General features: G+C 66.1%; 23 protein-coding genes. 16 read left to right on the top strand and 7 right to left on the bottom strand.

Annotated elements, in window-relative coordinates; translation table 11 throughout:
- Positions 1–207: 207 nt before the first annotated feature.
- The gene (locus tag ACCD11_RS26010; RefSeq protein WP_413316035.1) at positions 208–1158 is read right to left on the bottom strand and encodes a DMT family transporter; all 951 of its coding nucleotides are present in this window, start codon (positions 1156–1158) and stop codon (positions 208–210) included.
- A 63-nt stretch (positions 1159–1221) separates the two neighbouring features.
- Positions 1222–2007, bottom strand: coding sequence for a GntR family transcriptional regulator (locus ACCD11_RS26005; protein WP_413316034.1), 786 nt, complete (start codon positions 2005–2007; stop codon positions 1222–1224).
- Positions 2008–2173: 166 nt separating this feature from the next.
- Here ACCD11_RS26005 and ACCD11_RS26000 point away from each other — a divergent pair, with 166 nt between their 5' ends.
- From ACCD11_RS26000 to ACCD11_RS25975, 6 genes are all read left to right on the top strand, one after another.
- A complete protein-coding gene (locus tag ACCD11_RS26000) occupies positions 2174–2389 on the top strand; it encodes a DUF3311 domain-containing protein (protein ID WP_007832390.1) in 216 nt (71 codons plus the stop codon).
- Positions 2386–3861: a sodium:solute symporter family protein gene (locus ACCD11_RS25995; RefSeq protein WP_413316033.1), complete on the top strand. Its 1476-nt coding sequence runs from the start codon at positions 2386–2388 to the stop codon at positions 3859–3861. Before ACCD11_RS26000 ends, ACCD11_RS25995 begins: the two co-directional genes overlap by 4 nt.
- Positions 3862–3896: 35 nt before the next feature.
- A complete protein-coding gene (locus ACCD11_RS25990; RefSeq protein WP_413316032.1) occupies positions 3897–5099 on the top strand; it encodes an amidohydrolase family protein in 1203 nt (400 codons plus the stop codon).
- Positions 5096–6376: a cyanate transporter gene (locus ACCD11_RS25985; protein ID WP_413316031.1), complete on the top strand. Its 1281-nt coding sequence runs from the start codon at positions 5096–5098 to the stop codon at positions 6374–6376. Before ACCD11_RS25990 ends, ACCD11_RS25985 begins: the two co-directional genes overlap by 4 nt.
- 23 nt (positions 6377–6399) lie before the next feature.
- Positions 6400–6876 carry a nucleoside deaminase gene (locus ACCD11_RS25980; RefSeq protein WP_413316030.1) on the top strand — a complete coding sequence of 159 codons (477 nt, stop codon included), beginning with the start codon at positions 6400–6402 and terminating at the stop codon, positions 6874–6876.
- A 184-nt stretch (positions 6877–7060) separates the two neighbouring features.
- The gene (locus ACCD11_RS25975) at positions 7061–7315 is read left to right on the top strand and encodes a hypothetical protein (RefSeq protein ID WP_413316029.1); all 255 of its coding nucleotides are present in this window, start codon (positions 7061–7063) and stop codon (positions 7313–7315) included.
- A 59-nt stretch (positions 7316–7374) separates the two neighbouring features.
- Here ACCD11_RS25975 and ACCD11_RS25970 read toward each other — a convergent pair whose 3' ends face one another.
- Positions 7375–8214 carry an alpha/beta hydrolase-fold protein gene (locus ACCD11_RS25970; protein ID WP_413316028.1) on the bottom strand — a complete coding sequence of 280 codons (840 nt, stop codon included), beginning with the start codon at positions 8212–8214 and terminating at the stop codon, positions 7375–7377.
- A 252-nt stretch (positions 8215–8466) separates the two neighbouring features.
- Between ACCD11_RS25970 and ACCD11_RS25965 the strand changes: the two genes are divergently transcribed.
- The gene (locus ACCD11_RS25965; protein WP_413316027.1) at positions 8467–8991 is read left to right on the top strand and encodes a hemerythrin domain-containing protein; all 525 of its coding nucleotides are present in this window, start codon (positions 8467–8469) and stop codon (positions 8989–8991) included.
- A 14-nt stretch (positions 8992–9005) separates the two neighbouring features.
- On the opposite strand, the gene ACCD11_RS25960 is transcribed toward ACCD11_RS25965, so the two are convergent.
- The 3 genes from ACCD11_RS25960 to ACCD11_RS25950 form a co-directional block, all read right to left on the bottom strand.
- Positions 9006–9320 (bottom strand): hypothetical protein, encoded by a 315-nt coding sequence (locus tag ACCD11_RS25960; protein ID WP_413316026.1) that lies wholly within the window; start codon positions 9318–9320, stop codon positions 9006–9008.
- 150 nt (positions 9321–9470) lie between these two features.
- Positions 9471–10289: a 2,5-didehydrogluconate reductase DkgB gene (gene dkgB / locus ACCD11_RS25955; RefSeq protein WP_413316025.1), complete on the bottom strand. Its 819-nt coding sequence runs from the start codon at positions 10287–10289 to the stop codon at positions 9471–9473.
- A gap of 37 nt (positions 10290–10326) precedes the next feature.
- Positions 10327–11529, bottom strand: coding sequence for an MFS transporter (locus ACCD11_RS25950; protein WP_413316024.1), 1203 nt, complete (start codon positions 11527–11529; stop codon positions 10327–10329).
- A gap of 281 nt (positions 11530–11810) precedes the next feature.
- Between ACCD11_RS25950 and ACCD11_RS25945 the strand changes: the two genes are divergently transcribed.
- The 4 genes from ACCD11_RS25945 to ACCD11_RS25930 all read left to right on the top strand — a co-directional run bounded on the left by ACCD11_RS25945 (position 11811) and on the right by ACCD11_RS25930 (position 14485).
- The gene (locus tag ACCD11_RS25945) at positions 11811–12746 is read left to right on the top strand and encodes an AraC family transcriptional regulator (protein WP_413316023.1); all 936 of its coding nucleotides are present in this window, start codon (positions 11811–11813) and stop codon (positions 12744–12746) included.
- Positions 12747–12894: 148 nt separating this feature from the next.
- Positions 12895–13185 carry a putative quinol monooxygenase gene (locus ACCD11_RS25940; protein ID WP_413316022.1) on the top strand — a complete coding sequence of 97 codons (291 nt, stop codon included), beginning with the start codon at positions 12895–12897 and terminating at the stop codon, positions 13183–13185.
- A gap of 335 nt (positions 13186–13520) precedes the next feature.
- Positions 13521–14033 carry a glycoside hydrolase family protein gene (locus ACCD11_RS25935; protein ID WP_042673238.1) on the top strand — a complete coding sequence of 171 codons (513 nt, stop codon included), beginning with the start codon at positions 13521–13523 and terminating at the stop codon, positions 14031–14033.
- A complete protein-coding gene (locus ACCD11_RS25930) occupies positions 14030–14485 on the top strand; it encodes a lysozyme inhibitor LprI family protein (RefSeq protein ID WP_413316021.1) in 456 nt (151 codons plus the stop codon). Before ACCD11_RS25935 ends, ACCD11_RS25930 begins: the two co-directional genes overlap by 4 nt.
- 44 nt (positions 14486–14529) lie before the next feature.
- On the opposite strand, the gene ACCD11_RS25925 is transcribed toward ACCD11_RS25930, so the two are convergent.
- Positions 14530–15117 carry a hypothetical protein gene (locus ACCD11_RS25925; protein WP_413316020.1) on the bottom strand — a complete coding sequence of 196 codons (588 nt, stop codon included), beginning with the start codon at positions 15115–15117 and terminating at the stop codon, positions 14530–14532.
- Positions 15118–15452: 335 nt separating this feature from the next.
- On the opposite strand from ACCD11_RS25925, the gene ACCD11_RS25920 reads away from it, so the two are divergent.
- The 5 genes from ACCD11_RS25920 to ACCD11_RS25900 all read left to right on the top strand — a co-directional run bounded on the left by ACCD11_RS25920 (position 15453) and on the right by ACCD11_RS25900 (position 25226).
- Positions 15453–18383: a type VI secretion system Vgr family protein gene (locus tag ACCD11_RS25920; RefSeq protein ID WP_413316019.1), complete on the top strand. Its 2931-nt coding sequence runs from the start codon at positions 15453–15455 to the stop codon at positions 18381–18383.
- Positions 18384–18435: 52 nt separating this feature from the next.
- Positions 18436–23283 carry an RHS repeat-associated core domain-containing protein gene (locus tag ACCD11_RS25915; RefSeq protein ID WP_413316018.1) on the top strand — a complete coding sequence of 1616 codons (4848 nt, stop codon included), beginning with the start codon at positions 18436–18438 and terminating at the stop codon, positions 23281–23283.
- 57 nt (positions 23284–23340) lie between these two features.
- Positions 23341–23679: a hypothetical protein gene (locus ACCD11_RS25910; protein ID WP_215245516.1), complete on the top strand. Its 339-nt coding sequence runs from the start codon at positions 23341–23343 to the stop codon at positions 23677–23679.
- 108 nt (positions 23680–23787) lie between these two features.
- Positions 23788–24834 carry an RHS repeat-associated core domain-containing protein gene (locus ACCD11_RS25905; RefSeq protein WP_413316017.1) on the top strand — a complete coding sequence of 349 codons (1047 nt, stop codon included), beginning with the start codon at positions 23788–23790 and terminating at the stop codon, positions 24832–24834.
- On the top strand, positions 24831–25226 hold the full coding sequence (locus ACCD11_RS25900) for an immunity 50 family protein (protein WP_413316016.1): 396 nt from the start codon (positions 24831–24833) through the stop codon (positions 25224–25226). Before ACCD11_RS25905 ends, ACCD11_RS25900 begins: the two co-directional genes overlap by 4 nt.
- Positions 25227–25435: the final 209 nt, after the last annotated feature.

The following is a 25435-nucleotide window of genomic DNA, read 5'->3' as shown; positions in this document are numbered from 1 at the left end:
TAGTCGTTCTTGCCGATCATGTCCTGGTCCTGGCCACGGAACTTGTAGTTCGTGGTGATGGACACGTTGCCCGTGAGTTGCGCGCTCGCGAGCATCGGCAGGGCGGAAAAGGTGGGAAGAACGAGCATCGGCAGGGCGATGCGGAGAATGTTTTTCATCGAAGAATTCGCTGACGGATGGAGGAGCCGGCAGCGTATGGGCGGGCGTCTAAACACCGCGTAAAAACTGCAGCGCGCGGCGCAAAAGTTTCGTCCCGGGCATCGTCATCGCGACCACGCCCGCCACCACGCAGGCCAGCCCGATCCACGCCGTGGGCGCCAGCCTCTCGCCCAGGAACGTCGTGCCGATCAGCACGCCGATGGGCACGCGCAGATAGGCCTGCGCGGCGGTGGACATCGGCCCCAGCGTCTTGATGAGCCGGAAGTAGATCGTGAAGGCCAGCGCCGTGGAGAGCACCGCGAGCGCGAGCACCGCCGCCATCGACGCGGCCGACGGCGAGAGCGTCCACGGCCTGTCGATGACGATGCTCGCGGGCAGCAGCATCGCCGCGCCGCTGACGAGCGAACCAGCGGCTGGCACCATCGGGTCCAACCCCTTGAACACGCGCCCGAACATCGCGGCGCAGCCGTAGCAGACGGCGGCCGCCACCAGCGCAAGCTGCGCGAGCAGCGAATGCCCGAGCCCGTTCAGCGCCTCGAAGCCCACGATCAGGCAGATGCCCGCCAGCCCCGCGCTCACGCCGAACAGGCGGCGCAGCGTGGGCTTGTCGGAGCCGCCGAGGCCCAGCCCCAGCAGGAAGATGAAGATCGGCGAGGTCGAGTTGAGGATGGTCGCCAGGCCGGCATCGACGCTGCGCTCGGCCCAGGCGATGAGCGTGAAGGGCAGCACGCTGTTCAGGCAGGCCTGCAGTGCGAAGCGGCGCCACGCAGCGGCGTCCTTCGGCAGTTTCACGCCGCGCATGCGCAGCACCGCGAGCAGCAGCGCTCCGGCGATCAGCGTGCGCGCCGCGATCAGCGTAACGGGCGGGATCGTCGCCACGCCGATCTTGATGAAGGTGTACGAGGCGCCCCAGCAGGTGGCGAGCACCGCGAGCAGCGCCCATTCGAAGGCCAGGTTGGCGTGGGGCTTGTCGATGGAGGAGGGTGTGGATGCGTGCATGGTGCGCCGATCATTCCCCGACCGGCGCGGCCACACTTCGGCCGCGAGCGAAGCGTGGATGCCTCAGTGGTCGTGCGCGTGCGGCTTGCTGCCCTTGTTGCCGCTGCTGGTGCCGCCGCCGTTCAGCAGCGTCGCAAGGTCCACTTCCTGCTCGGCCGCAGCGCCCGCGATCACGCGCTGCTCCAGCTCGTCCAGATGCTCCAGCGCTACCGCCAGCGCCTTGTCGAGCGACTTGCCCGTGGCCAGCGCCTCGATGATCTGCTCATGCTCGCGCGGCGCGCAGCTCGCGGCCTCGGCGGAGTCGTAGAGCGCCTTGTAGAGCTCGGTGTTCGAGATCAGCCGCCGGATGTACGACAGCAGCTCCTCGCTGTCCGCCATCTGCGCCAGCAGCAGGTGGAAGTCGCCCGCCAGCCGGACCGCGTCCTCGCGCCGGCCTTCCTTGAAGGCCTTCTGCTCCGCCTGCACGTGCTTGCGCAGCGTGGCCACCTGCTCGCGTGAGAGATTGCCGAAGAGCGTGGTCACCAGCCCCGCCTCCACGATGCGGCGCGCGCGGTAGATGCCGCGCATGTCGTCGATGGACGGGTTGGGCACGAAGGCGCCCCGGTTGTGCTCCAGCACCAGCCGTTTTTCCGAGCCCAGCCGCGCCAGCGCCTTGCGCACCGCGCCGCGCGTGCAACCCAGCGCTTCGGCCAGCGCGCGCTCGCGCAAAGGCGTGCCGGGGCGCAGCTTGCCGCTCAGCAAGGCCTTGGAGACCGCGCCGTAGACGCGTTCGTCCACGTTCGGATCGTCGGCTTCGGCGGGCTCGGGGGAGGGGGCTGTCGCTGGGGACTTGCGTGCGGCGGAGGGCATAGGCAACCGGATTATTGCCTGCGGACCGCACCCTCAGGGAAAGCCCCCGGATTGACTCGGCCCCCCGCGCTCCGTACCATCCGCATCCGTTTGGTTAACCAAATAAAAATGTATGGTTAACCAAAATCATAGAAAATCCCAACCCGAGACAAGAATCGAGGCCCCCATGAAATCCGCCAAATGGCTTGCCGCGCTGCCGGTCGCCGCTTTCTTCAGCGGGGGATGGCTGTCCTCCGTCGCTCCCACCTTCGTGCTCGGCATGCCCTTCCTGATGGTGTGGAATGTCAGCTGGCTGGTGCTGACCTCGCTGATCATGGTGGTCATCGACCGCGCCGAAGGCGACATCGATGCGCCTTCTTCCTCCACCGGAGGCGCGCGATGAACGCGGCACTCGGCGTCATCGCCCTGTTCGTCATCGGCGCGCTGGGCCTCGCCGTGCTCGCGCGGCGCGGGCGCACCATGAGCCTGGAGCAATGGGCGATCGGCGGGCGCGGGCTGGGCGCCATCATGGTGTTCCTGCTGATGGCGGGCGAGTCGTTCTCCACCTTCACCTTCCTGGGCGCGAGCGGCTGGTCTTACAGCAAGGGCACGCCGGCCTTCTACATCCTGGCCTACGGCGGCTTGGCCTACCTGATGGCCTTCTGGATGCTGCCGGCCATCTGGCGCTACGCCACCGCGCACAAGCTGGTGTCGTTTTCGGACTTCTTCGCGCACAAGTACGACAGCCGTGCGCTGGGCGTGCTGGTGTCCATCGTGGCGCTCATGGGCATGGTCGCGCTGCTCACCATCCAGCTGCGCGGGCTCGGCATCATCGTGTCGGAGGCCTCGTACGGCTCCATCGCGCCGCAGGTGGCGATCTGGATCGGCACGCTGGTGATGGTCAACTACATCCTGTTCTCGGGCATCCACGGATCGGCCAGCATCGCCATCGTGAAGGACATCCTCATCCTCGCGCTTGCCGTGTTCCTCGGCATCTACCTGCCGTGGCACTACTACGGCGGCGTCACGCCGATGTTCACCGCCATCCAGGCGGCGAACCCCAGCTTCTTCGAGTTCCCGAAAGAGGGCCTGAACCTCACCTGGTACAACTCGACCATCCTTCTGACGGCGCTGGGCTATTACCTCTACCCGTTCAACCTCACCTCGGTGTACGCCGCCAAGAGCGCGAGCGCGGTGCGCCGCAACACCATCCTGATGCCGCTGTACCAGGTGGTCATCGCCTTCCTGTTCCTCGTGGGCTTCGCGGCCATCCTGCAGGTGCCGGGGCTCAAGGGCTCCGACGTCGACCTGGCCCTCTTCGGCCTGGTGAAGCACACCTTCGACCCCTGGTTCGTCGGCGTGATCGGCGGCACCGGCGTGCTCACCGCGCTCGTGCCGGGCTCGATGATCCTGCTCACCGCATCCACCGTGATCGGCAAGAACGTCTACAAGGAAGGCTTCGCGCCCAACGCCACCGACAGGCAGGTGTCGCGCGTGGCGCGCGGCGTGCTGCCGGTGTTCGCACTGGTGGCGGTTTACTTCGTGCTGCGCGGCGGCACCACCATCGTGTCGGTGGCCATCTTCGCTTCGAGCCTGCTCACGCAGCTGCTGCCCTCGCTGCTCTTCAGCCTCATGAAGAAGCCCTTCGGCAACAGGCACGCCGCCTTCGCCGGCATCCTGGCGGGTGGTGCGGTGTTGGGCTTCATGATGACCACCGGTTCCAACCTGGGTACGCTGTTCCCGGCCGCGCCGGTCGCGTTCAAGTCGCTCAACACCGGGCTCGTGGCGCTGGCGACGAATGCGCTGGTGTTCGTCGTGGTGGCGCTGCTCACCCCGAACACGACCCGCCGCGCCATCGCAGCCCAGCCGGCCTGATGCCCAGACAAAGATAGAGAAACGGACCGCCCCACATGCCATCGCTCCTGATCCGCAACGTGCGCCCCGTGGGCGCCTCCCCCGTCGACGTGCTGGTGCAGGACGACCGCATCGCCGCGATCGGCGCGGAGCTTGCCGCGCTGGCCGGCGCTACCGTCGAGGAAGGCCACGGCGCCTTGCTGCTGCCCGGCCTCGTCGAAGGCCACACGCATCTCGACAAGACCATGTGGGGCATGGACTGGTACCGCAACGAGGTCGGTGTGAACCTCATCGACAAGATCGAGAACGAGCGCGCCTTTCGCCACGCCAGCGGGCATGACGCGGCCGCGCAGTCGCTGGTGCTGGCCAAGGCCTTCCTGGCGCTCGGCACCACGCGGCTGCGCACGCACGTCGACGTCGACACCCGGGCCGGCCTGCGCCATCTCGAAGGCACCATCCGCACGCGCGAGGCGCTGCGCGAGCTGCAGCAGATCCAGATCGTCGCGTTCCCGCAATCGGGCCTGCTGGGCCGGCCGGGCACGGCCGAGCTGCTCGACCAGTCGCTGGCGCTGGGCGCCGACGTGCTCGGCGGCCTCGACCCCTGCGCCATCGACGGCGACCCGGTGAAGTCGCTCGACGTGCTCTTCGGCATCGCCCACAAGCATCAGCGCCCCATCGACATCCATCTGCACGAGCCCGGTGCCATGGGCGCGTTCTCGCTCGACCTGATCCTGCAGCGCACAGAGGCGCTGGGCATGCAGGGCAAGGTGGCCATCAGCCATGGCTTCTGCCTGGGCGACGTGAGCGAACGCGAGCGCGAGGCATTGCTGGCGCGCATGGCCAAGCTCGGCGTGGTGCTCATCACCAGCGCGCCGCCTTCGCGCACCGTGCCGCCCCTCATGGCCTGCAGGCAGGCCGGCGTGACCGTGCTCGGTGGCAACGACGGCATCCGCGACACCTGGTCGCCTTATGGCAACCCCGACATGCTGGAGCGCGCCATGATCATCGGCCTGCGCTACAACCTGCGCCGCGACGACGAGATCGCGGTGGCGCTCGATACCGTCACCCACTCGGGCGCGCGCGGCTGCGGCTTCGAGGCCTACGGGATCGAGGCGGGCTGCCGCGCCGACCTCGTGCTGGTCGATGCGCAGACCGTCGCGCACGCCGTCGTCTCGCGGCCCGTGCGCAAGCTGGTGGTGGCGGGCGGCTGCATCGTGGCGCGCAACGGCGTGCTGCAGGCGGATGTGGCGTCTCTGTGAGGACAGGGCGCAGTCGTGACGGAGGCATCGCCTTCGCGATCGTCATCGTGCTGGTGGCGCTGAACCTGCGCGCCTTTCTCACATCGAGCAGCCCGCTGCTCGAACCCATCCGCCTTGCAACCGGCATCGGCTTTCATGCGGTGGCGCTGCTCACCGTGCTGCCGATGTTCGCCATGGGCGCCACTTCGCTTTTCGGCGCGGCGGTCGGCCAGCGCATTGGCGCGCGCGGCGGCGTCGCGCTCGGGCTGGCGGCCATCGCCCTGGCTTGCGCAAGCCGGTACGTGGCAGGCGGCGCAGCGGCGCTGCTGTGGAGCGCCGCGCTCGCCGGCGCTGGCGTGGGCCTGGTCCAGGCGCTGATGCCCGGCGTGGTGAAGCAGGCTTATCCGACACGCATCGGCGTCATGACGGGGCTGTACTCCGCCGCCATCATGGGCGGCGGCGGCCTCGGCGCCATGGCCAGCCCGTGGGTCGCGCATGCATTCGGCGGCGCGCAGCCCGACTGGCACGCGGGCCTGTCCATCTGGGCGCTGCTTGCCGTCTTCGCACTGCTGTACTGGCTCAACATGCGGCGCATGGAATTCACCGCCGATGCGCCAAGACAAAGCCTCTCGTGGCTGCGCTGCTTCGCAAGCCGCCGCGCGTGGCTGCTGGCCGCGTGCTTCGGCCTCATCAACGGCGGCTACACCAGCCTCGTCGCGTGGCTGCCGCACTTCTATGCACAACAAGGCTGGACCGCGCAGCAGGGCGGATCGGTGCTCGCGCTGATGACCGCCGCGCAGGTGGTTTCAGCACTCGCGATGCCAGCCATCGCCCGCAGTCGCGGCCGTGATCTGCGCCCCTGGCTGGTGCTCACGCTCGTTGCGCAGCTCGCCGGCTTCTGCGCGCTGACCTTCGACGCACCCGTGCCGGCAGTCGCCATCGCCGTCGTGCTGGGCTTCGGCCTCGGCGGCGCGTTCTCGCTGTGCATGGTGCTCGCGCTCGACCACCTGCCCGACCCCGCACAGGCCGGCGCCCTCGCCGGCTTCATGCAGGGCGTGGGCTTCATGATCGCGGCGCTCGCGCCCTTCGTCACCGGCTGGGTGCGCGAGCACACCGGCGGCTTTACGCTCGCGTGGGCCTACCTTGCCGCCGTCGTGGTCGCGCTGCTGCCGCTCGTGCTGTGCTTCGACCCGCGCCGCTATGCAGCGGCCACGGCAGGCCTGTTCGATTCGCGCGCGCCGCAGACTGATGCACCATCTCTCTCCGCGCTCGAAGGCGCGGCCACCAGAAAGGTCTGAGCACCATGTACCAGGAACACTTCATGCAAAGGGCGTTGGCCCTTTCTGCCCAAGCCCTGCAGGAGCCCGGCACCGAGCCCTTCGGTGCCGTCGTCGTGAAAGACGGCGTGATCGTCGGCGAAGGCTTCAACCACTCCGTCGCCCACCACGACCCCACCTCGCACGGCGAAGTCGAAGCCATCCGCGATGCATGCCGCAAGCTCGGTACCGTGAACCTGTCGGGCAGCGAGCTCTACACCTCGTGCGAACCCTGCGCGATGTGCGTGGCGGCAATGCACATTGCGGGCATTGCGAAGTTGTACTACGCGGCTTCGCTTGCGCAGTCGGGCGAAGCGTTCGACGGGGTGACCGTGGCGGCTCGACATCCCATTGACGTGGAAGTCCTGCGTACCGAGGCTGGTGCTGCGCTGGGGCAGCGCAGCCTGCCCGCCGAGCAGAAGATGGACCGCGAGGCCGTCCAGATCCTTTCCGATTGGGCCGCGCCGCGCCGGGGTTCATGAGCCCCGGCTGACCGCTGCCCGGTCGGCGGGGAGTCTGCGGCGTGTGCCGCGGATCGCTCAACTGAGCGGCGTTTCGAATGCGTCATCCGGATTCACGACGATGTTGTTACTCCCCACTGCGCGCTCCTCTGAATAGAGTGCACTCACGGCGCCACGCGAAGCGCGCCGCAGCAAGGAGTCGGCAATGATCTTCATGAGAAGCGACGAGGGCGCGAAAGGGCAGGCCTCGACCCGCGTCGCACGCGCACTCGAAATCCATCGCAGCGTTGTCGCATGCCACGAGCACATTGCGCACGGCAGTGGCGTTCACTCGCTCACCGCGGCACTGATGCTGCCTTGCTACAAGGCCGAGTTCCGCACCCTCGCACTCGCGATGACCTCGCAAGAGGAGCGCGAACTCAGGTACGCGCTCGATTCGGTTTGCGAACCCGCGGCATGAAGACGACTGCCTTCGCAGCAACTTTTGCTCCGCGACGTTGCTCCCGCCGGCCAGGCGAACTATGGCAACAGCTTCGCGACCGCGTCGGTGAACGACGGAACATCGGTGCCGATGTGCGTCGTCGAATACGTCGTTTCCGTGGCCACCAGGCCCCGGTACGAGCGGGCCAGGAGCCGCTTGTACATCCCGCCCACGGGCTCGAAGTTGCACTCCGCGGGGTTGCCGCAGCGCGTGAGAAAGAGCGTGGCGGGCAAGGGCTTGCCGCCGAGCGCGTCGTGCATCTTTTCTTCGAGCGCCTGGTGCCGGTCCGCCTGAACGCCGAACGAGCCTTCGAACGACAGGAAGTGCGAGAACGTCAGCTGGCCCGCCGCGCCCTCCAGAAACAGGGCGATGCCGGCCATGCTGCCGCTCAGCGACAGGCCCGTCAGCAGGCGCCTTCGCGCATCGGCGCGGTATCGCGCTTCGATGAAGGGCACGAGCTCGAGCGCGAGGAAGTCGTGGTACGCAAGGGCCCCGGGCAGCAGGTAGTCCCTTCCGCGTCGGGCCGAACCGCCGATGCCCACGAGGATCGCCTGCGTGCGGCGCGCCTCGAGGACGGCCCTGAAATTCGCGAACCGCGTACCGGGCGGATTGAAGACCGCATCGCCATCCAACGCATAGATGACCGGATACGCCGCCGAGCCGCCGTCGTAGGAGGCGGGCAGGTAGATTTCGAGCGGATAGGTCGCGCCGGTCCTGGCCGAGGCGATGGTGCCGGAGACGACGCGGCTGCTCGCCGCGGGCGGTGCGGCCGGCGCATCGGGAATGGCCGCGCCACCGCCGCTCCACATGCCGAACGCAACCAGAAGCGCGCAGCTTCCGGCCCATGCGAACGCGCGCAGCCAGCGTTCATGCCGCATCGGATGTCCTCCATCGCCTGTGTAGTTTGAAGATGCACCTCTCTTCAGAATGCCACGGGCTGCCGCGATCGCGGCCCAGGCCTGGGTAGACGAGACCCTGAAACAGTCGTATCAATCCCCGGGGCGGGCGACAAGCCGGCCTTCGAGACGAGGCTTGCGGCACCGGCTGCAACCATGTAGAACCATGGCGTTAAAGGCTAAGGCTCACAGGCAGTTCCGGAGCAGTTCGCTGCTCCACAAAGGAGGTGAAGCATGTTGGCAGCCGAATGCGCATGGGCCATCCTGCGCGCCGAGCACGCCCGCACCCGGGAGTTGTTGGCTCGACTCGATACGGCGATGAAGACAGGCGACGGGACGCGCACCGGACAACGCGCGGCGTCTGCCATCGAAGTCATCGAACGTCTCCAGGACTTCGAAGAAACGACCCACCGCCCCAAAGGCGTCGTCATGCTGAACATGCTGCGCGGAAGGTCGAGCGAAGCCGACGAGCTTCTCGATGAACTCGACTCGGAGAGCGAATGCTGCAACGGCCTCCTCTCGCAGGCAAAGACCACCTTGAAGCGCGCCGAAACCGGCGACGCGAGAGCGGCCGCGGAGGCCGAGGCCCTGTTGCAGCGGCACCGGCAGTTCATGAACGTGCACCTGGACAAGGAAGACACGCTCCTTCACTCGCAGACGGCGCTGCTGCTCACGGCAGAGGAATGGGCCGCCGTGGTCTCGTCCATTTCGAAGGAGGTACGCACCGCGAAGGAGCGTGCACGACGACGCTCCCATTGAGCGCGGCGGCGGCTTCAGGGCAGGGGAAGCTCGCGCATCAGGTTGCTGCGCACCCACGTGAACGCGCCGGACTGCACGTTGTCCGCTTGCCAGTGGCGGAATTCGGGGTCGGCCGACAGAGGGTCCGTGACCTTCGCGTATGCGGCCGCGTTTTCGAACTGCACGGTCAGAACATAGTTGCCCAGTTCGCCGGCGGCCACGCTCCATAGCTGCGGGTCGGGCGCACCGTGCTTCTTCCAGAGCGCCGCGCCCACCTTCAGGGCTTCGATGACGGCGCCGAGATCGGCTCCGGGGTTGGGTCGCAGGACATATCGCGCTTCGTAGGCCATGGAAGTCTCCTTGGTCATGGCAGGAGCCGACATTGAAGCACCGGAGTGCCTGAGGGGCAAATCGATCGATGCGGCCCACGGCGCCGGCAGGCGCAGGCGGCCATCAGCGCGTGATGCCGCGCCTGCATGCATGGCAGGAGACGCTGACGATCAGTCCCAGGCCGGCGACAGACCGGCCGGGTCTGTCAGGCGCTCGTTGCGGTCGAGCGCCGCAACCTGCGCCATCTCGGCATCCGTCAAGCGCAGCTGCTGCGCCTTCAGGTTGCCTTCGAGGTTCGCGCGCCTGGTGGACGACGGAATCACCGCGTAGCCCAGCTGCATCGCCCACGCCAGCACCACCTGTGCGGCGGTGGCGTTGCGCGCCTTGGCAATCGCCTCGACGACCGGATCGCCCAGCACCTTGCCGTAGGCCAGCGTCATGTAAGACGTGATGTGGATGCCGGCGCTCTTCGCGAACTCAGCCACCTTGCGGTTCTGCAGGTAGGGGTGCAGCTCGATCTGGTTGGTGGCGATCTGCTCCGCGCCCACGGCCGCAATGGCTTCCTTCATCAGCGCGATGTTGAAGTTAGACACGCCGATGTGCTTCGTGAGCCCCTGCGCCTTGGCCTCGGCCAGCGCACCCATGAACTCGGCCACCGGCACCGCGTTGCCGGGCGAGGGCCAGTGGATGAGCGTGAGGTCGACATGGTCTGTGCGCAGCTTGGCGAGGCTGTCTTTCAGGCTGGGCACCAGCTTGCTCTTGGCGTAGTTGTCCGTCCAGATCTTGGTGGTGATGAAGAGGCTGCTGCGGGCCACGCCGCTTTCGGCAATGGCCTGGCCCACCTCGGCTTCGTTGCCGTAGATCTGCGCCGTGTCGATGGCGCGGTAGCCCACGTCGAGGCCGTTCTTCACCGAGTCGATGACCACCTGGCCCTTCAGGCGGAAGGTGCCGAGGCCGAAGGCGGGAATGGGGTTGTTGTTCGTCTTCATGGCGTTGTCCTTGTGTGTTGAAAAAAGAGGGGGAGGTTCAGTGACCGACCGGCACCGGCCCCGAAGCGCGAACAGGAATGCCTGCACGCCGATCAAGCGTTCCGCTCCACTGCGTGAGGGCCAGTGACACCAGCACCACCAGTGCGCCAATCCATGGCGTGTGCATCAGCCCAAGGTGCGTCACGATCAGCCCACCGATCCAGGCCGCGCCGGCAATGCCGAGGTTGAAGGCCGCAATGTTCAGGCCCGAGGCCACGTCCACCGCCTGCGGCGTGAAGCGTTCGGCCTGCTTCACCACATACACCTGCAGCCCCGGCACATTGCCGAACGCCACCGCGCCCCACATCAGCACCGCCAGCAGGGCCAGCCACTTGTGCGGCGCCGCGAAGTTGAACAGCAGCAGCACCGCGGCCAGCAACGCGAAGATGATCTTCAGCGCCGGAATTGGCCCCTTGCGGTCGGCCAGCTTGCCGCCCCAGATGTTGCCCACCGCCACCGAGATGCCGTAAACCAGCATCACCCAGCCCACCGCCCCGGCGCTGAAGCCAGACACGTCGGTGAGGATCGGCGCGAGAAACGTGAACGGAATGAACGAGCCGCCATAGCCGATGGCCGTCTTCGCATACACCAGCAACAGGCGCGGCTCGGCCAGCACCTTGGCTTGCTGCGCCAGCGAGGCCGGCGGCGTGTGCCGGATGTTGCCGGGCACGAAGATCCAGCTGCCGATGAAGGCGATAACGCCCAGCGCCGACACGGCCAGGAAAGTCTCGCGCCAGCCGAAGTGCTGCCCGATGAACGTGCCCAGCGGCACGCCCGTGACCAGCGCCACCGTGAGGCCCGTGAACATGATCGCGATGGCGCTCGCCGCCTTTTCCTTCGGCACCAGGCCGGTGGCAATGGTCGAGCCGATGGAGAAGAACACCCCGTGCGCCAGCCCCGTGAGCACGCGGGCGGCAATCAGCGATTCATAGCTCGGCGCCTTCCACGCCAGCAGATTGCCGACCGTGAACAGCGCCATCAGCCCGAGCAGCAGCGCCTTGCGCGGCAGCTTGCCCGTGAGGGCGGTGAGCACCGGCGCGCCAATGGCAACGCCCAGTGCGTAGAGGCTGACCAGCAGGCCGGCGGAGGGGAGGCCGATGCCGAGGTCGGCGGCCACAGTGGGGATGAGGCCAACGATGACGAACTCGGTCGTCCCGATGGCGAAGGCGCTGAGAGTCAGCGCGAGCAAGGCGATTGGCATGAGAGCACTCCTTCTTGGATGTAGAGGAGTGTCTTGCGGTTACCTTTGCGGATAAATGGGGGTTGGGGCAGAAGATAGTTGTGTTGTCGTCAAGTATCGGTGGCGCTCGGCTTGCGATTTCCGTGCATGCAAACTCTAGAAGCGACGGCTGCAACGGGTGAAGCGCTGCGACAGAACATCGGCAGCACCCAATAGCATCGGCCATGCGCCCCGACAACGGGTACGCGCCAACCGGCAACGCTGCGCATTCCGCTTTTCTTCTCCTCCCCACAACAAAACCGATGCCAGCTCCGCCCGTCGCCGACAACAAGCCCGAGGCCATTCCCACCGCCCCCTGGGCCCGTCTGCGCGACATGGTCGCGGCGCGAACCCCTGCGGACGGCCGCACCGATGCGCTGTATCCAGGGCTGCGCTGCTACCGGTTCTCGCGCCCGGTGCGCTACGAGAAAACCCAGCGCCTCACGCCGGGCGTGGTGGTGGTGTTGCAGGGCCGCAAGACCGCACACCTCGGCGACCGTCGTTCGCTCGACTACGGCGCCACGCAATGCCTGGTGCTCGGGGCCGAGGTGGCGTGCCTCGGCACGGTCGTCGGGGCGAGCGCCGAGCATCCGTACCTCGCGATTCATCTCGACCTGCCGCCCGACATGCTGGTCAAGTCTTTCGTCGCGCTGGCGGAAAGTGGCACGCTGGCCGAGCCGGCCCGTGTGACCGAGAACTTCACGGCTGCGGTGGGGCCGGAAGTGGTCGAGGCCTTTGCCCGCCTGCTGCTGGCGGCCGACGACCCGGTGGATCGCCGCACGCTCGCGCCGCTGGCGGTTGAAGAAATCGTGCTGCGGCTGCTGCGCTCCGAGGCCGCGGCCGCCATCCGCAGCGCGGGTGCCGTTACCAAGGCCGGTGCACGCATACAGACGGCCATCGCCTTCATGCGCCGCCATCTGGGCCGGCCACTGTCGGTGGCCGAGATTGCCAGCCACGTGCACATGAGCCCTTCGCATTTCGCGCACAGTTTTCGCGAGGTGGCCGGGGTCACGCCGATGCGCTGCATTCGCGACCTGCGCCTGGAAGAGGCGCGCATGCTGATGCTGGGCGCGGGGCTGCGGCCCGGCGATGCGGCGGCGAAGGTGGGGTTCGAGAGCGCGGCGCATTTCAATCGCGCGTTTCGCAGGCGGTTCGAGGCAACGCCCGCCGAGTACGTGCGGCGCGTGCAGGCGGGTTGATGGGCTGAAGGGCTGATGCGGGGGATGGCCGGTCGCATCCTTCGCAGCCATGGTCAATTTCTTCGCAGCTTCGCGCCTTGGCGCGGGAGAGGGCGCTGGCTAACCTGCGTTCTTCCTTTTTCTTCAAGCCAGCGACAAAGAAATTTCCATGAACCCGATCAACGTCATCATCACTTTCGAAGCCAAGCCCGAGCGCGCATCCGCGTTCGCTCAACTCATGCAGCAGGTCAAGCAGTCGCTGCCATCGGCGGATGGATGCCGTGGCGTGCGGTTGTATGGGCACGGCGACAACGTCTGCATGTTCACGCTGGTCGAGTCGTGGGAGTCTCGGAACAAGCATGAGGCGCATATCGCAGGCGTGGTGTCGTCCGGTGCTTGGGACACGATGGCGGCTGAGCTGGCTGGGGCGCCTGTCAGTAGCTATTGCAACGAGCTTTGATTTGAGGGCGGCAGCAGGAAGCAATCAGGCAACTGGTGCGGCCGCCCCCTCCAGCAGCCACTTCCGAAACGCCATAGCCCGCGAGTCCTCCGCGCTCCCCTCAGGGCACACCAAGTAGTACGCATTGAGCTCGGATAGGCGGACCGGAGCTCACGTCGATCACGGACGCAGATAACGAGCTTGCGCAGGCTGCGTCAACGAGAGGGGCAGTCTTGAAGTGACACTATGATTTCGTGAGGGCCATGTTGGCCCTCCGCCGAGTTGGCTAAGACAAAAAATAGTGGCGCCGTCGGCGACTCAAGCATGAGCCACTGTAAGAAATCAAGGGAGTTGAAATGGCCAATGAAAACATGTCTATGAGCGCCAGCGGGCGTGCCGAGCTTCGCCGTCGCGAGGATGTTCGCCTTCAGTACTACAACGATCTGGCGAACAACTGCACATTTGGAGTCGGCGCTCTCGCGCATCACGGTCCTTGCACCGCAGAAGAACTGGTACGCCCCGTTACAGCCGCGCAGGTCGATGCCCAGTTGGCAACCAGACTACACACCGCCGAGGCCGGTGTCCGCCGGCACGTGAACAGGCAGACGCTTACGCAAGCCCAGTTCGATGCGCTGGTGAGCTATACCTTCAACCTCGGTGTGACGGGCGCAAGGTCGGTGCTGGACGCGGCCAACCGGGGTGCTGATGCCGATGTTGTGACTCATATGAATAACAACGTTTTTGTGCGTCCCCGCGATGCCCGGGGTCGTCGTTTGCGGGCCATCCGTTCGCAGGGTCTGGCAAACCGTCGGCGTGAGGAAACAGCGCCGTTTCAGCCTGCACAACCCACCGCTCGGCCTGCACGATGAAGCGCGTAGCGGCTCTATTGCTGGGGGCACTCGCGATTGCAGGCGCGGCCGCGTCTTCGTCCCCCCCGAAGTACCAGCCCGGCCCCGAAGAGGTGGTGGCTGCATTGGCGCATCGCTCCGGGCTGGCCGAAGACGCGCTGCGTGGCCTCCTGTCCAACTGCGATGCCAGTCAATCTGCAATGAACATCTGTGCATACCGTGACGCTGTCGCGGCGGAGCTGGTTCTTCAGCACGCTATCGCCAACAAGGCAGAGCAGTTGCCGGCCTGCAAGGACCGGCTCGAAGCCACGATTTCCCGCTGGGCAGCCGCGCGTGATCGCGGTTGCAAACGCAGCGCCGCCAAGGCCTATGGTGGCGGATCGCTCGAGCCGATGGCCATGTCGATGTGCGTGCAGCATGAGAACGAGCAAATGGCCAAGAAGGTCGAGCGCCAGCGCAGCTGCGATCGCTAGGTACTTCTGGCGCCCTTCACGCAGGGGGCGTGCCGGGCCCCGTCTCAGCGCGCAGGTGTTTGGGTTTCCACGGGAGACGTGTCGATCATCTCTACAGCCAATGGCTCGGTGAAGATCCGCTTGAGGCGCTGCCCCGTCCACAGATAGTAGAACTTGCCTTCCGGAGGCTTCTCATTGAAGCTGCCGGAGATGATCAGCAGCCGGCTGTCGAGCCGGAAATCCACCCGCTCATCGCCGTTGCCCATGGCGCCCACGATCGCATCGACGCTGGGAAGGGTGTAGGCCTGGCCCGTGTTCTGGTCGAGTACCGCGAAGTTGCGGCAGTCGGTGCCGCATCCCCAGGCTGCCACCCGCAGATGGCCGGCGAAGTTGGGCGGCTCGTTGTAGGCGTGGTGGATGACTGTGGTGTAGCGCCGGGCCGTTCGGGTCGTCAGCCGCAGTGGTGGGTGTGAGCCTGCAAGGGGTTGATCGCGCGCGGTGGTCGGGTAGTCGATGAACTGCGGCGGCGCTTTCGGTGCCGCGGCGGCGGTGGCCGGGCACAGCAGGATCATCGAAAGCGCGGAGGCAATCGCCAGGTCTTGCGGGAGTGTGAAGCGTCTTGCACTCGGGGCGGATTGAATCGTTGGGCTCATGGGTCTTGCCGATGAAAAAGGCGGGAGGTGCGGCGGGGGAGTTCGGTGGCGCCGGGCATGAGCTGAAGATACATGTTCGGGTCGCAGCCCATCGAAGTCATCGATGCCGGCCGCGGCCACATAGGAGGGCATCCGGCGATCACGGCGAGCAAGCGGGCACTTCGTGAAGTCGTCCACGTTCGAGCTGTGCGCGGTGCTACTTTTGGGTGCTTACGCGAAGGCTGCAGCGCCTTACATAATCGAACAAAGCTCGCCCTGGTCCACAGCGGCGGTCATCTGCAGGGAGATCCCATGTCCATCCACGACGGCGTGTGTGCACGCACGTCCTTGTCGCCATGACGCGGCGCGTCACCATCGCCACGCCGGCAGGCGATGCGCTTCAGTTCCATCGCCTGGCCGGCCGCGAAGCACTCAGCCAGCCGTACACCTTCGACGTCGATCTGCTGGGCAGCCACAACGCCATCGACCCCAAGGCGCTGCTCGGGAAAAGCGCCTCCGTCGCCATCGAGACGGAGCATGGCGACACCCGCCATCTCGGCGGCATCGTGACCAGCTTCGGGCTGTCTCAAGAAGACAGCCGGCAGTCTTTCTACAGGATGCGGCTGCGTCCCTGGCTTTGGCTGGCAACGCGCAGAAGCGACTACCGCATCTTTCAGGACCAAACGGTTCCCGACATCGTGACGGCCGTCCTCGGGCGCTACGGCTATCCCATGGAGCAGAAGCTCAGCCGCAGCTACCGCGCCTGGGACTACTGCGTGCAGTACGGGGGGCCGACCGGCGGGGAAACGGACTTCGAGTTCGTCTCGCGCCTGTGCGAGCACGAGGGCATCTACTACTTCTTCCGCCACGAGGCCGGGCAGCACACGCTGGTCTTCGCCGACGACATCGCGAGTTCCCACGGCCCGCTGCCCGGCGGCGAAGAGCTTCGCTACCACCCCGACGAAAAGGCCGGCATGACCGGTGGCCTGGAGCCTGCCGAACGCGTCACCGAATGGATGCAGCACGAGAGCATGCGCCCCGGCCGGCACCAGCGCCGCCACTATGACTTCGAGAAGCCCAAGGCCGACCTGACCACCCAGCGGCAGATGCCGCCCGGCCACGACCACGACGGTTTCGAACAGTACGAATGGCCTGGCAACCACACCGAGCTCGGCGATGGCGAAACCTATGCGCGCGTGCGCAACGAAGAGCAACTGAGCGAGCGCAGCCGTGCGAGCGGGCGCTCGAACCGGCGCGACCTGGCGCCGGGCTTCACCATGCGCCTGGCCAGCCATCCCCGCGCCGACCAGAACCAGCAGTACCTGCTGCTCGGCGTGGACTACGACCTCCAGGAAAACCTCCAGGCCAGCGAAGGCGCGAGCGCCTCCGAGGGCTCCGTCCAGCGCTTTGCCTTCGACGTGCAGCCCACCACCTACGCATGGCGGCCGAAGCGCAGCACCGTCAAGCCGCGCACGCGGGGGCCCCAGACCGCCGTGGTCGTCGGCCCGGCCGGCGAGGAGATCTGGACCGACAGGTACGGGCGGATCAAGGTGCAGTTCTTCTGGGACCGCCTGGGCCAGCACAACGAGAACTCCAGCTGCTGGCTGCGCGTGTCGCTCGGCTGGGCCGGCTCGACCTTCGGCATGGCCGCGTTGCCGCGCATCGGCCAGGAGGTGGTTGTCGATTTCCTCAACGGCGACCCGGACCACCCCATCGTCGTCGGCCGGGTGCACAACGCCGACGAGATGCCCGCCTGGCAGTTGCCCGAGCAGAAGCACCTGGCGGGCCTGCGCAGCCGCGAGCTCAAGGGCGGCCAGAGCAACCACCTGGCGCTCGACGACACGACCGGCAAGATCCAGGCGCAGCTCAAGAGCGACCATCAAAGCTCCAGCCTGAGCCTGGGCCACATCGGGCGCATCGACGACACCGCGGGGCGCAAGGACGATCGGGGCCAGGGCTTCGAACTGCGCACCGATGGGCATGGCGCCATCCGGGCGAAGGCGGGCCTGCTCGTCACGACCGAGCCGCGGCCCAACGCCCAGGCCCACATCACCGACATGCGCGAGACGGTGGGCCGGCTGACGCAAGGCCGTGACCTTCACGAGAGCCTGGCGGAGGCGGCCAAGGGTGCCAAGGCACACGAAGCGGGCGACCAGGACGAGGTCGCCAAGGGCCTCAAGGAGCAGAACGATGCGATCAGGGGCAGCGGCGGCAACGCGGCCCAGGGCGAATTCCCCGAGTTCCAGGAGCCGCACCTGACGCTGGCGAGTCCGGCCGGCATCCAGGCCACGGCACAGGGCTCCACGCACATCGTGAGCGTCGAGCACACGGCCATCACCAGCGGGGCGCATGCCAGCTTTGCCACCGGCAACAGCTTCCTGGTGAGCGCCAAGGACGCGGTGCGCATGGTCGCCTTCAACAACGGCATCCGCATGGCGGCCGCGGCCGCCGACATCGACATCACGGCGCTGAAGGACAGCATCAACGTACTGGCCAAGCTCAACGTCAAGATGGAGGCCAACCGGATCACCATCACGGCGAAGGAAGAGGTTCTTATCAACGGCGGCTCCAGCTATACGCGCTGGAATTCCGGTGGCATCGAGAGCGGCACCAACGGCCTGTGGCGCGCGCATGCCGCATCGCACTCGCTGGTGGGGCCGAAGAGCGACGGGCAGCCCCGGTTGCCCCAGCCGACGCAGCTGCCGCGGGGGCAGCTCGACCTGTACCACCAGTACGTCAAGGCCGACGGCGCCAAGCGCCAGGGCGTGAAGCAAGGCGACTACACGGTGGTCGACTCCGACGGCGGCACGCACACCGGCAAGCTCGACGCGAACGGCTTCGCCTCCGTGGCGGGGCTTCCGCTCGGCCAGGCCAAGGTCACGTTCGGCGGCGATCCGAGCGATCCCTGGGACACGGGCAGCTACTTCGGCCTGCCGAACCGCTGGCCCGCCCAGCCCGCGAGCGACAAGTCCATCGATGCGGGAGGTGGCGGATCGAGCTTGCTCGGCGGCGCAGCAACGGGCCTGCTGGGCCAGGCTGGTGGAGCACTGGGCAGGGCGGCCGGCCTCGTGAGCCAGGCCAGCGAGGCGGCAAGCACGGCGCAGCAGGCCGTCGGCGCCGTGCAGGCCATCCAGCAAGGCGGCGCCAAGGCATTGCTGGGCCAGGTCGGCCAGGCGGCCAGCGGCATGGCCGCGCAGACCGTGGGCGCCATGGTGCCCAAGCTGCCCGCGCCGCTGCCTTCGATGCCGACGCTGCCGCTCGGCCAGACGCCGGGCTTCGCGGGCTGATCGCCGGCACCGCTCGACGACGACCACCAGAGAACAAGGGAGAGATTCGCGAATGGCTGACCAGGCCCCCCAGAACGACGCGCAAGCCAAGGAGCGCGAGCGCCAGACCGCGGTGGCGCCGCTCAACACCATCGGCGAGGAAGACATCGGCGCCGGCGCCGCCAAGATCGACAAGTGGCTGCGCAAGCTCACCAACGACTACGTCACGCTGAACGTGCTGACGACCTTCGCGGGCAGCCTGCCGGTCATCGGCAACATCATGGCGCTCATCGACGCGGTCTGGGACCTCGTCGAGATGGTCACCAAGAAGGCGTACAGCGATGTGCTGCAGTGGGTGAGCCTGGCCATCAACCTGCTGGGCGTGATCCCGTTTCCGCCCGCCACCGGCGCGGCGCGCATGAGCCTGCGGCCCATGCTGCACCTGCTCAAGCAGGAGATCGCCAAGTCGGCCAGGAACGTGGTGCCGAACATCGGCGAGGCGTTCATCGCCGTGCTCGTCACCCACCTGAACGACACCATTGCCGGCACGCTCGACAAGTTCGTGGACGAGGCGCTCGGCCAACTCGACGGCTTCCTGCAGTCCTGCGCGAAAAAGGTCGACGGCATCGCCGACGCGCTGATCGGCGCGCTGCAGGTGGCGCTCGGCGAGAAGCCGGTGTTCGCGACGGGCGTTGCTGCCGAGAGGAACACCTACGACCCCAAGACCCAGAGCACCTGGAGCCGCATGATGGCCGCCGCGGCCGAGGCCGCGAAGAAATCCGCCAACTACGTGGCGGCCACCACGAGCCACTATGCGCTGCCCGACAGCGCCAAGGCGATGATCCGGGACACCGTCGCCAGTTTGACCGACCTCAAGGGCATGGCGCGGCGGCAGATCATGCGGCTGGGCGACGAGGGCCTGCAGTACGGCATCAAGTGGATGATCAAGATCCTCAAGGATGCGTTGCTCAGGCGCAAGGGAAAGCACAGCGCCAACATTTCCGCGAACCACGGAACGCAGGTGGAGAGCAAGAAGCCCGGCGGGGAGCACGGCGCCACGTCCGCCCAAGTGCCGGCCAGCGGCGACCCCAGCTGCAAGAACTGCACGAATGCCGCCGCGGGCGGCGCCATCAGCCTGGCCACCGGCTGCGAGAGCTTCGGCCACACCGACTTCGTACTCGGCGCGCCCCTGCCCATCGCCTGGACGCGCACCTACCGCAGCGACCTGGCCGCCTTCGACCAGGGCAGCCTCGGCGCGCGCTGGATCACGCCCTACAGCACGCGCGTGGACGTCGCCAAGGCCGCCAAGGGCCGCCGCCAGGGCCAGATGAGCCTGATCTATCACGGCGCCGACGGCCGCAGCCACGCCTTTCCGCTGCTGGCCGTGGGACAGAGCCATCGCAACCCGATCGAGGAGATCACCCTCACGCGCCTCAGCGAGCGCCTGCTGGCGGTCGACTTCGGCAAGCCCATGCCGGCCGGCGAAGCCGCCGACTGGCGCGAGACCTACGAGCTCGTCGACACCATCGCCGCCAAGGCCGGCTCGCAGGGCAAGCAGCACTTCCGGCTGGTGGCGCAGCACACGCGCAGCGGCGCCGCCATCGGCCTGCGCTATGACCACGTGATTGCGGCCACCGGCGAGCAGGTGCTGAGCGACATCGTCAGCAGGCAGGGCGAGGCCATCATCGCCCACGTCGGCACCCAACCCGATGCGCAGACCGGCCTCATCAAGGCCCTGTGGGAGCTGAAGGACGACCGCGTCGTTCGCCAGCTGGCCGCCTACACCCACGATGGCGAAGGCGACCTCGCCACCGCGCAGGACGAGAACGGCGCCGGCTGGCAGTACAGCTACAGCCACCACCTCGTCACGCGCTACACCGACCGCACCGGCCGCGGCATGAACCTGCAGTACGACGGCACCGGCGCCGACGCCAAGGCCGTGCGTGAGTGGAGCGACGACGGCAGCTTTGCGCTCACGCTCGAGTGGGACAAGAACATCCGGCTCACCTACCTGACCGACGCCCTCGGCGCCGAGACCTGGTACTACTACGACGTGCTGGGCTACACCTACCGGATCATCCACCCGGACAAGCGCGAGGAATGGTTCCTGCGCGACGATGCCAAGAACATCACGCGCCACATCCACACCGACGGCACCACCGACGACTACGTCTACGACGCCAACGGCAACCTCAAGACCCACACCCGCGCCGACGGCAGCAGCGTGCACTACGCCTACGACCCGCGGCACCGTGTCACCGGCATCCTCGATGCCGAAGGCGGCGCCTGGAAGCGCGACTACGACGCGAACGGCAACCTCACCGAAGAGATCGATCCGCTCGGCCACAAGACCGAATACGCCTACGACCCCGCCGGGCGTCCGGTGCGCATCACCGACGCCAAGGGCGGCGTCAAGACCCTGGCCTACACCCCCGACGGCCAGCTGGCCAGCCACACCGACTGCTCGGGCAAGACCACCCAGTGGGCCTACGACGGCCGCGGCCGCCTGGCCAGGATCACCAACGCCCTGGGCCAAGCCACCCGGTACCGCTACACCGAAGCCGGCGAAACCGCGCAGGCCGCGATGCCGGCGGACCACGCCAACCACCCGGGCCAGCTCGAGGAGATCGTCCACCCCGACAACACCAGCGAGCACTTCGCGCACGACGCCGAGGGCCGCCTGCTCGCCCACACCGACGCGCTGGGCCGCCGCACCAGCTACGCCTACACCCGCGCCGGCCTCGTGTCCCAGCGCACCGACGCGTCCGGCCACACCCTCAAGTACCACTGGGACCTGCTGGGGCGCCTGCGCGAACTGCACAACGAGAACGGCAGCCGCTACGACTTCCGCTACGACCCGGTCGGCAGGCTGCTCGAGGAAACCGGCTTCGACCGCAAGACCACCCAGTACCGCTACGACGAAGCCAGCGGCGTGCTGGCCGAGGTCATCGAAGCCGGCCACAGCACCCGGCTCGAATTCGATCCCCTGGGCCGCCTGAGCGAGCGCCAGGCCGGTGACCAGGCCGAGCGCTTCGCCTACGACCGCAACGGCCGCCTGGTCGAGGCCACCAACGCCGAGGCCAGGCTCCAGTGGTTCTACGACCGCGCAGGCAACCTGGTGCGCGAGCACCAGCACTACCTGGACCATGGCCACACGGCGGTCTGGCAGCACGGCTACGACGAGCTCCACCAGCGCGTTGCCAGCGTCCGCCCCGACGGCCACATCACCCAATGGCTCACCTACGGCTCCGGCCACGTGCACGGCCTGCTCGTGGACGGCCAGGACATCCTGGGCTTCGAGCGCGACGACCTGCACCGCGAGATCGGCCGCGACCAGGGCAACGGCCTGCACCAGGGCTCGAAGTACGACCCGGCCGGCCGGCTGCTGGAGCAGCAGATCTCGCAGACGAAACCCGGCGCGGTCGAGGCCGTCGGCATCCGCCGCAGCTATGCCTACGACAAGGCCGGCCAGCTGGTGGCCATCGGCGACAGCCGCCGCGGCAACCTGAGCTACCGCTACGACCCCGTGGGGCGCCTGCTCGAAGCCCACAGCCGCCTGGGCCGCGAGACCTTCGCCTTCGATCCGGCGGGCAACATCGGCAACCCTTCCGACACCAATGCCGACACACAGGCGACCGGCCGCGTCACCACCCGCGTGGCGGTGCGCCTGGGCGGCGATGGCCGCAGCATGGCCGGCCGGCTGATGGACAACCTGCTCAAGGACTACGCCGGCACCCACTACAAGTGGGACGAGCGGGGCAACCTGGTCGAGCGCAGCCGCAACGGAGAAAAGAGCACCTTCACCTGGGATGGCTTCAACCGCATGCGCAGCGCCGAGACCTTCGGTGAGACCACGAGCTTCAGCTACGACGCGCTGGGCCGGCGCATCGCCAAGCGCACCAGCGATGCAGTGACCCTGTTCGGCTGGGACGGCGACACGCTGGCCTTCGAGAGCACGCAGAGCACCGAGGGCCAGCAGGAGCATCAAGCCTGGCGCGGCGACAGCGTGCACTACATCCACGAGCCCGGCTCCTTCGTGCCGCTGGTGCAGATCCGGCAGGCGCAGGCGGTGGCGCTGAGCCAGACCACGGACGTGAAAGCACTGATCGCGGCCAACGGCGGGCGCTACGACATCGAGCAGGATTCGCTGTGGAACGGGGAGCAACTCAAAGCGCCCCAGCCCTTCTCAAGAGAGGAGATCGCGTTCTACCAGTGCGACCACCTGGGCACCCCGCAGGAGCTGACGGACCATGAAGGACGCATCGCCTGGTCGGCCAGCTACAAGGCCTGGGGGGAAGCGAAGCAGGCGATCAGCGAGGCGGGGCGCAAGGCGGGGTTCAGGAACCCGATCCGGTTCCAGGGGCAGTACTTTGACGATGAGACGGGGCTGCACTACAACCGGTATCGGTATTACGACCCGGCGGTAGGGAGGTTCGTCTCTAAAGATCCGATAGGGTTGCTGGGAGGGATCAATCTCCAGCAGTACGCGCCGAATCCGGTGGAGTGGGTTGATCCATTGGGCTTGGCGGGGAATAGAGCCAATCGCAGGGCCGGACAAATCCTCCAAGACCAGCAAGCCGCCTCGGGCGGGCACGCTTATTCGCGGCATGGCGCGCAGACGACCATGGCGCAGCAGGAACATCGGGCCATTACCGGCATTCCTCCCGATGATCCGTGTCCGAGAAGACCTCGACCGGTGAACTCCACCCGATTCCTTAGCAACGTCGATCAGTTAGATGCCATTCAGCGCGCAAATCGGGAGATGGATAGAACTGGAAGTTCGCGTGTAACCGTTGATATGAGGCGTGTTATCGGTGAGGGATATAGAAGAGGTGGAGGTTGTCCGGAGACAACCACAAAGGCAACCGTATTTCGAGGGCCAAATGGAACAATCACTGCATACCCGGAACTTGGGCCTTGATCTATGAAGCAAATCTTCCCTGACTACATCCGTGAACTGGACTACTACTTGGGGTCCATGAGCGACGACGACCTAGCCGATTTCTACATTAATGATGCTGATTGCCGCACCAAGTTGTTTGACGCGATGAAGGTCGATTTCGATCGCTTCGGTCCTTTGAGCAAGCAACGGGTTCTGGAGGCTATCGAATTCATCCTCTCTTCGGGTCAGATTGACAAGTTTTGGGGGTACGTTGTGCCGCAAGCAGTGCCACTTGATGAAGTCGAAGACAAGCCGGGCTACTTGCGCGCGCTCTACGAGAAGTTGGTGGGGCATGAGCCGCTACAAAGAGACTTCGGCTCGGATGTGGAATTGGTCGATGCCATCGGGCCACACGGCATCGATGTCAGGCAATAGCTCAAGGACTATGCAGGCACCCACTACAAGTGGGACGAGCGGGGCAACCTGGTCGAGCGCAGCCGCAACGGAGAAAAGACCACCTTCACCTGGGACGGCTTCAACCGCATGCGCAGCGCCGAGACCTTCGGTGAGACCACAAGCTTCAGCTACGACGCGCTGGGCCGTCGCATCCCCAAGCGAAGCTCACACGCGACGACCTTGTTTGGCTGGGACGGCGACACGTTGGCCTTCGAGAGCACGCAAGCATCGAGGGCCGCCAGGAATACCTGGGGCCGCGGCGACAGCGTGCACTACATCCACGAGCCCGGCTCGTTCGTGCCGCTGGTGCAGATACGACAGGCCCAAGCCGTTGCGCTGAGCCAGACCACCGACGTGAAGGCACTGATCGCAGCCAACGGCGGGCGCTACGACATCGAGCGGGATCCGCTGTGGAACGGGGAACAGCTCAACCAGCCGCCCCAGCCCTTCTCAAAAGAGGAGATCGCGTTCTACCAGTGCGACCACCTGGGCACGCCGCAGGAGCTGACGGACCATGAGGGACGCATCGCCTGGTCGGCCAGCTACAAGGCCTGGGGGGAGGCCAAGCAGGCGATCAGCGAGGCGGGACGCAGGGCCGGGTTCAGGAATCCGATCCGATTCCAGGGGCAGTACTTTGACGACGAGACGGGGCTGCACTACAACCGGTATCGGTATTACGACCCGGTGAGTGGGCGGTTCGTAGGCAGAGATCCGATCGGGCTGGCAGGAGGCACGAACCTTCATTTGTTTGTGCCAAATCCTGTGCAGTGGGTCGACCCATTTGGGTTGACGTGTCATCCCACTAGGCGTGCCAGTCTAAGAGAAATCCGCAGACAGCTTGGAATTCCAATGTCTCAGCAACCCATAGGTCAAAAAATGATTCCACTGACCGACTCAACAGGCGGTTGGATTCTGGGGGAGGACAAGAAGCCGATCATGACGCGGGAGTTGACTTATCAAGTCAACGGAAAAAACGTAGTCGTTCAAGATCACTCTGCCGGCCACTATTACGGCGAAGGTGGAGTTGGAGATCAACCATCTCACCATAATGTTCGTCCAGAACAAAATACCCGAACCGGAAAAGTTGACGGAATGGACGATCACTATTACTTCAATTGCCGGAATAAAAAATGAATACCTCTCATAGGATCTTAAACCCTCAGGCATTATTATCGCTGTACGATGAATTTCCATCCCTAAAAGGATCCGAAATAGTAGAAATCCTATTTAAGCGCGACGAACCCAGGGTTTCTGTAAAAATCATGACCAGCAAAAAGCCCATACGCACTCCCACCAGATGGCCTCAAAGCTTTGATGTGATTTATCTGGCAATGTCTTTTATTGGGACCAGGAAAATTTCTCAACACGGCTGGGGGCACGCCAATATTGTGGATCAATTCGACATTGAAAACTCAAGTGATTCAGTGTCTGTGCGCATATCCTGCAATAATGATTTCTCGCTCTCCTTTGATTGCGACTGGATTTCGGTTGATAGCCTTGCCCCAGGAAGTATCGGAACTCCATAGCGATTCAAGACTATGCGGGAACCCACTACACGTCGGACGAGCGGGGCAACCTGATCGAGCGCAGCCGCAACGGAGAAAAGACCACCTTCACCTGGGACGGCTTCAACCGCATGCGCAGCGCCGAGACCTTCGGTGAGACCACAAGCTTCAGCTACGACGCGCTGGGCCGTCGCATCGCCAAGCGAAGCTCACACGCGACGACCTTGTTT

Origin of the sequence: Variovorax sp. Varisp36, from assembly GCF_047304235.1 — a bacterium.
Lineage (GTDB): Bacteria > Pseudomonadota > Gammaproteobacteria > Burkholderiales > Burkholderiaceae_C > Variovorax.
Note: the sequence above shows the minus strand (reverse complement) of the source record. Positions and strands in the feature narration are given on the sequence as shown.

What these genes read in the sequence shown, in the direction of transcription:
- ACCD11_RS26010 (WP_413316035.1), bottom strand. Translation starts at nt 1,158, where the DNA reads ATGCACGCATCCACACCCTCCTCCATCGACAAGCCCCACGCCAACCTG.
- ACCD11_RS26005 (WP_413316034.1), bottom strand. Translation starts at nt 2,007, where the DNA reads ATGCCCTCCGCCGCACGCAAGTCCCCAGCGACAGCCCCCTCCCCCGAG.
- ACCD11_RS26000 (WP_007832390.1), top strand. Translation starts at nt 2,174, where the DNA reads ATGAAATCCGCCAAATGGCTTGCCGCGCTGCCGGTCGCCGCTTTCTTC.
- ACCD11_RS25995 (WP_413316033.1), top strand. Translation starts at nt 2,386, where the DNA reads ATGAACGCGGCACTCGGCGTCATCGCCCTGTTCGTCATCGGCGCGCTG.
- ACCD11_RS25990 (WP_413316032.1), top strand. Translation starts at nt 3,897, where the DNA reads ATGCCATCGCTCCTGATCCGCAACGTGCGCCCCGTGGGCGCCTCCCCC.
- ACCD11_RS25980 (WP_413316030.1), top strand. Translation starts at nt 6,400, where the DNA reads ATGCAAAGGGCGTTGGCCCTTTCTGCCCAAGCCCTGCAGGAGCCCGGC.
- ACCD11_RS25975 (WP_413316029.1), top strand. Translation starts at nt 7,061, where the DNA reads ATGATCTTCATGAGAAGCGACGAGGGCGCGAAAGGGCAGGCCTCGACC.
- ACCD11_RS25970 (WP_413316028.1), bottom strand. Translation starts at nt 8,214, where the DNA reads ATGCGGCATGAACGCTGGCTGCGCGCGTTCGCATGGGCCGGAAGCTGC.
- ACCD11_RS25965 (WP_413316027.1), top strand. Translation starts at nt 8,467, where the DNA reads ATGTTGGCAGCCGAATGCGCATGGGCCATCCTGCGCGCCGAGCACGCC.
- ACCD11_RS25960 (WP_413316026.1), bottom strand. Translation starts at nt 9,320, where the DNA reads ATGGCCTACGAAGCGCGATATGTCCTGCGACCCAACCCCGGAGCCGAT.
- dkgB (WP_413316025.1), bottom strand. Translation starts at nt 10,289, where the DNA reads ATGAAGACGAACAACAACCCCATTCCCGCCTTCGGCCTCGGCACCTTC.
- ACCD11_RS25950 (WP_413316024.1), bottom strand. Translation starts at nt 11,529, where the DNA reads ATGCCAATCGCCTTGCTCGCGCTGACTCTCAGCGCCTTCGCCATCGGG.
- ACCD11_RS25945 (WP_413316023.1), top strand. Translation starts at nt 11,811, where the DNA reads ATGCCAGCTCCGCCCGTCGCCGACAACAAGCCCGAGGCCATTCCCACC.
- ACCD11_RS25940 (WP_413316022.1), top strand. Translation starts at nt 12,895, where the DNA reads ATGAACCCGATCAACGTCATCATCACTTTCGAAGCCAAGCCCGAGCGC.
- ACCD11_RS25935 (WP_042673238.1), top strand. Translation starts at nt 13,521, where the DNA reads ATGGCCAATGAAAACATGTCTATGAGCGCCAGCGGGCGTGCCGAGCTT.
- ACCD11_RS25930 (WP_413316021.1), top strand. Translation starts at nt 14,030, where the DNA reads ATGAAGCGCGTAGCGGCTCTATTGCTGGGGGCACTCGCGATTGCAGGC.
- ACCD11_RS25925 (WP_413316020.1), bottom strand. Translation starts at nt 15,117, where the DNA reads ATGAGCCCAACGATTCAATCCGCCCCGAGTGCAAGACGCTTCACACTC.
- ACCD11_RS25920 (WP_413316019.1), top strand. Translation starts at nt 15,453, where the DNA reads ATGACGCGGCGCGTCACCATCGCCACGCCGGCAGGCGATGCGCTTCAG.
- ACCD11_RS25915 (WP_413316018.1), top strand. Translation starts at nt 18,436, where the DNA reads ATGGCTGACCAGGCCCCCCAGAACGACGCGCAAGCCAAGGAGCGCGAG.
- ACCD11_RS25910 (WP_215245516.1), top strand. Translation starts at nt 23,341, where the DNA reads ATGAGCGACGACGACCTAGCCGATTTCTACATTAATGATGCTGATTGC.
- ACCD11_RS25905 (WP_413316017.1), top strand. Translation starts at nt 23,788, where the DNA reads ATGCGCAGCGCCGAGACCTTCGGTGAGACCACAAGCTTCAGCTACGAC.
- ACCD11_RS25900 (WP_413316016.1), top strand. Translation starts at nt 24,831, where the DNA reads ATGAATACCTCTCATAGGATCTTAAACCCTCAGGCATTATTATCGCTG.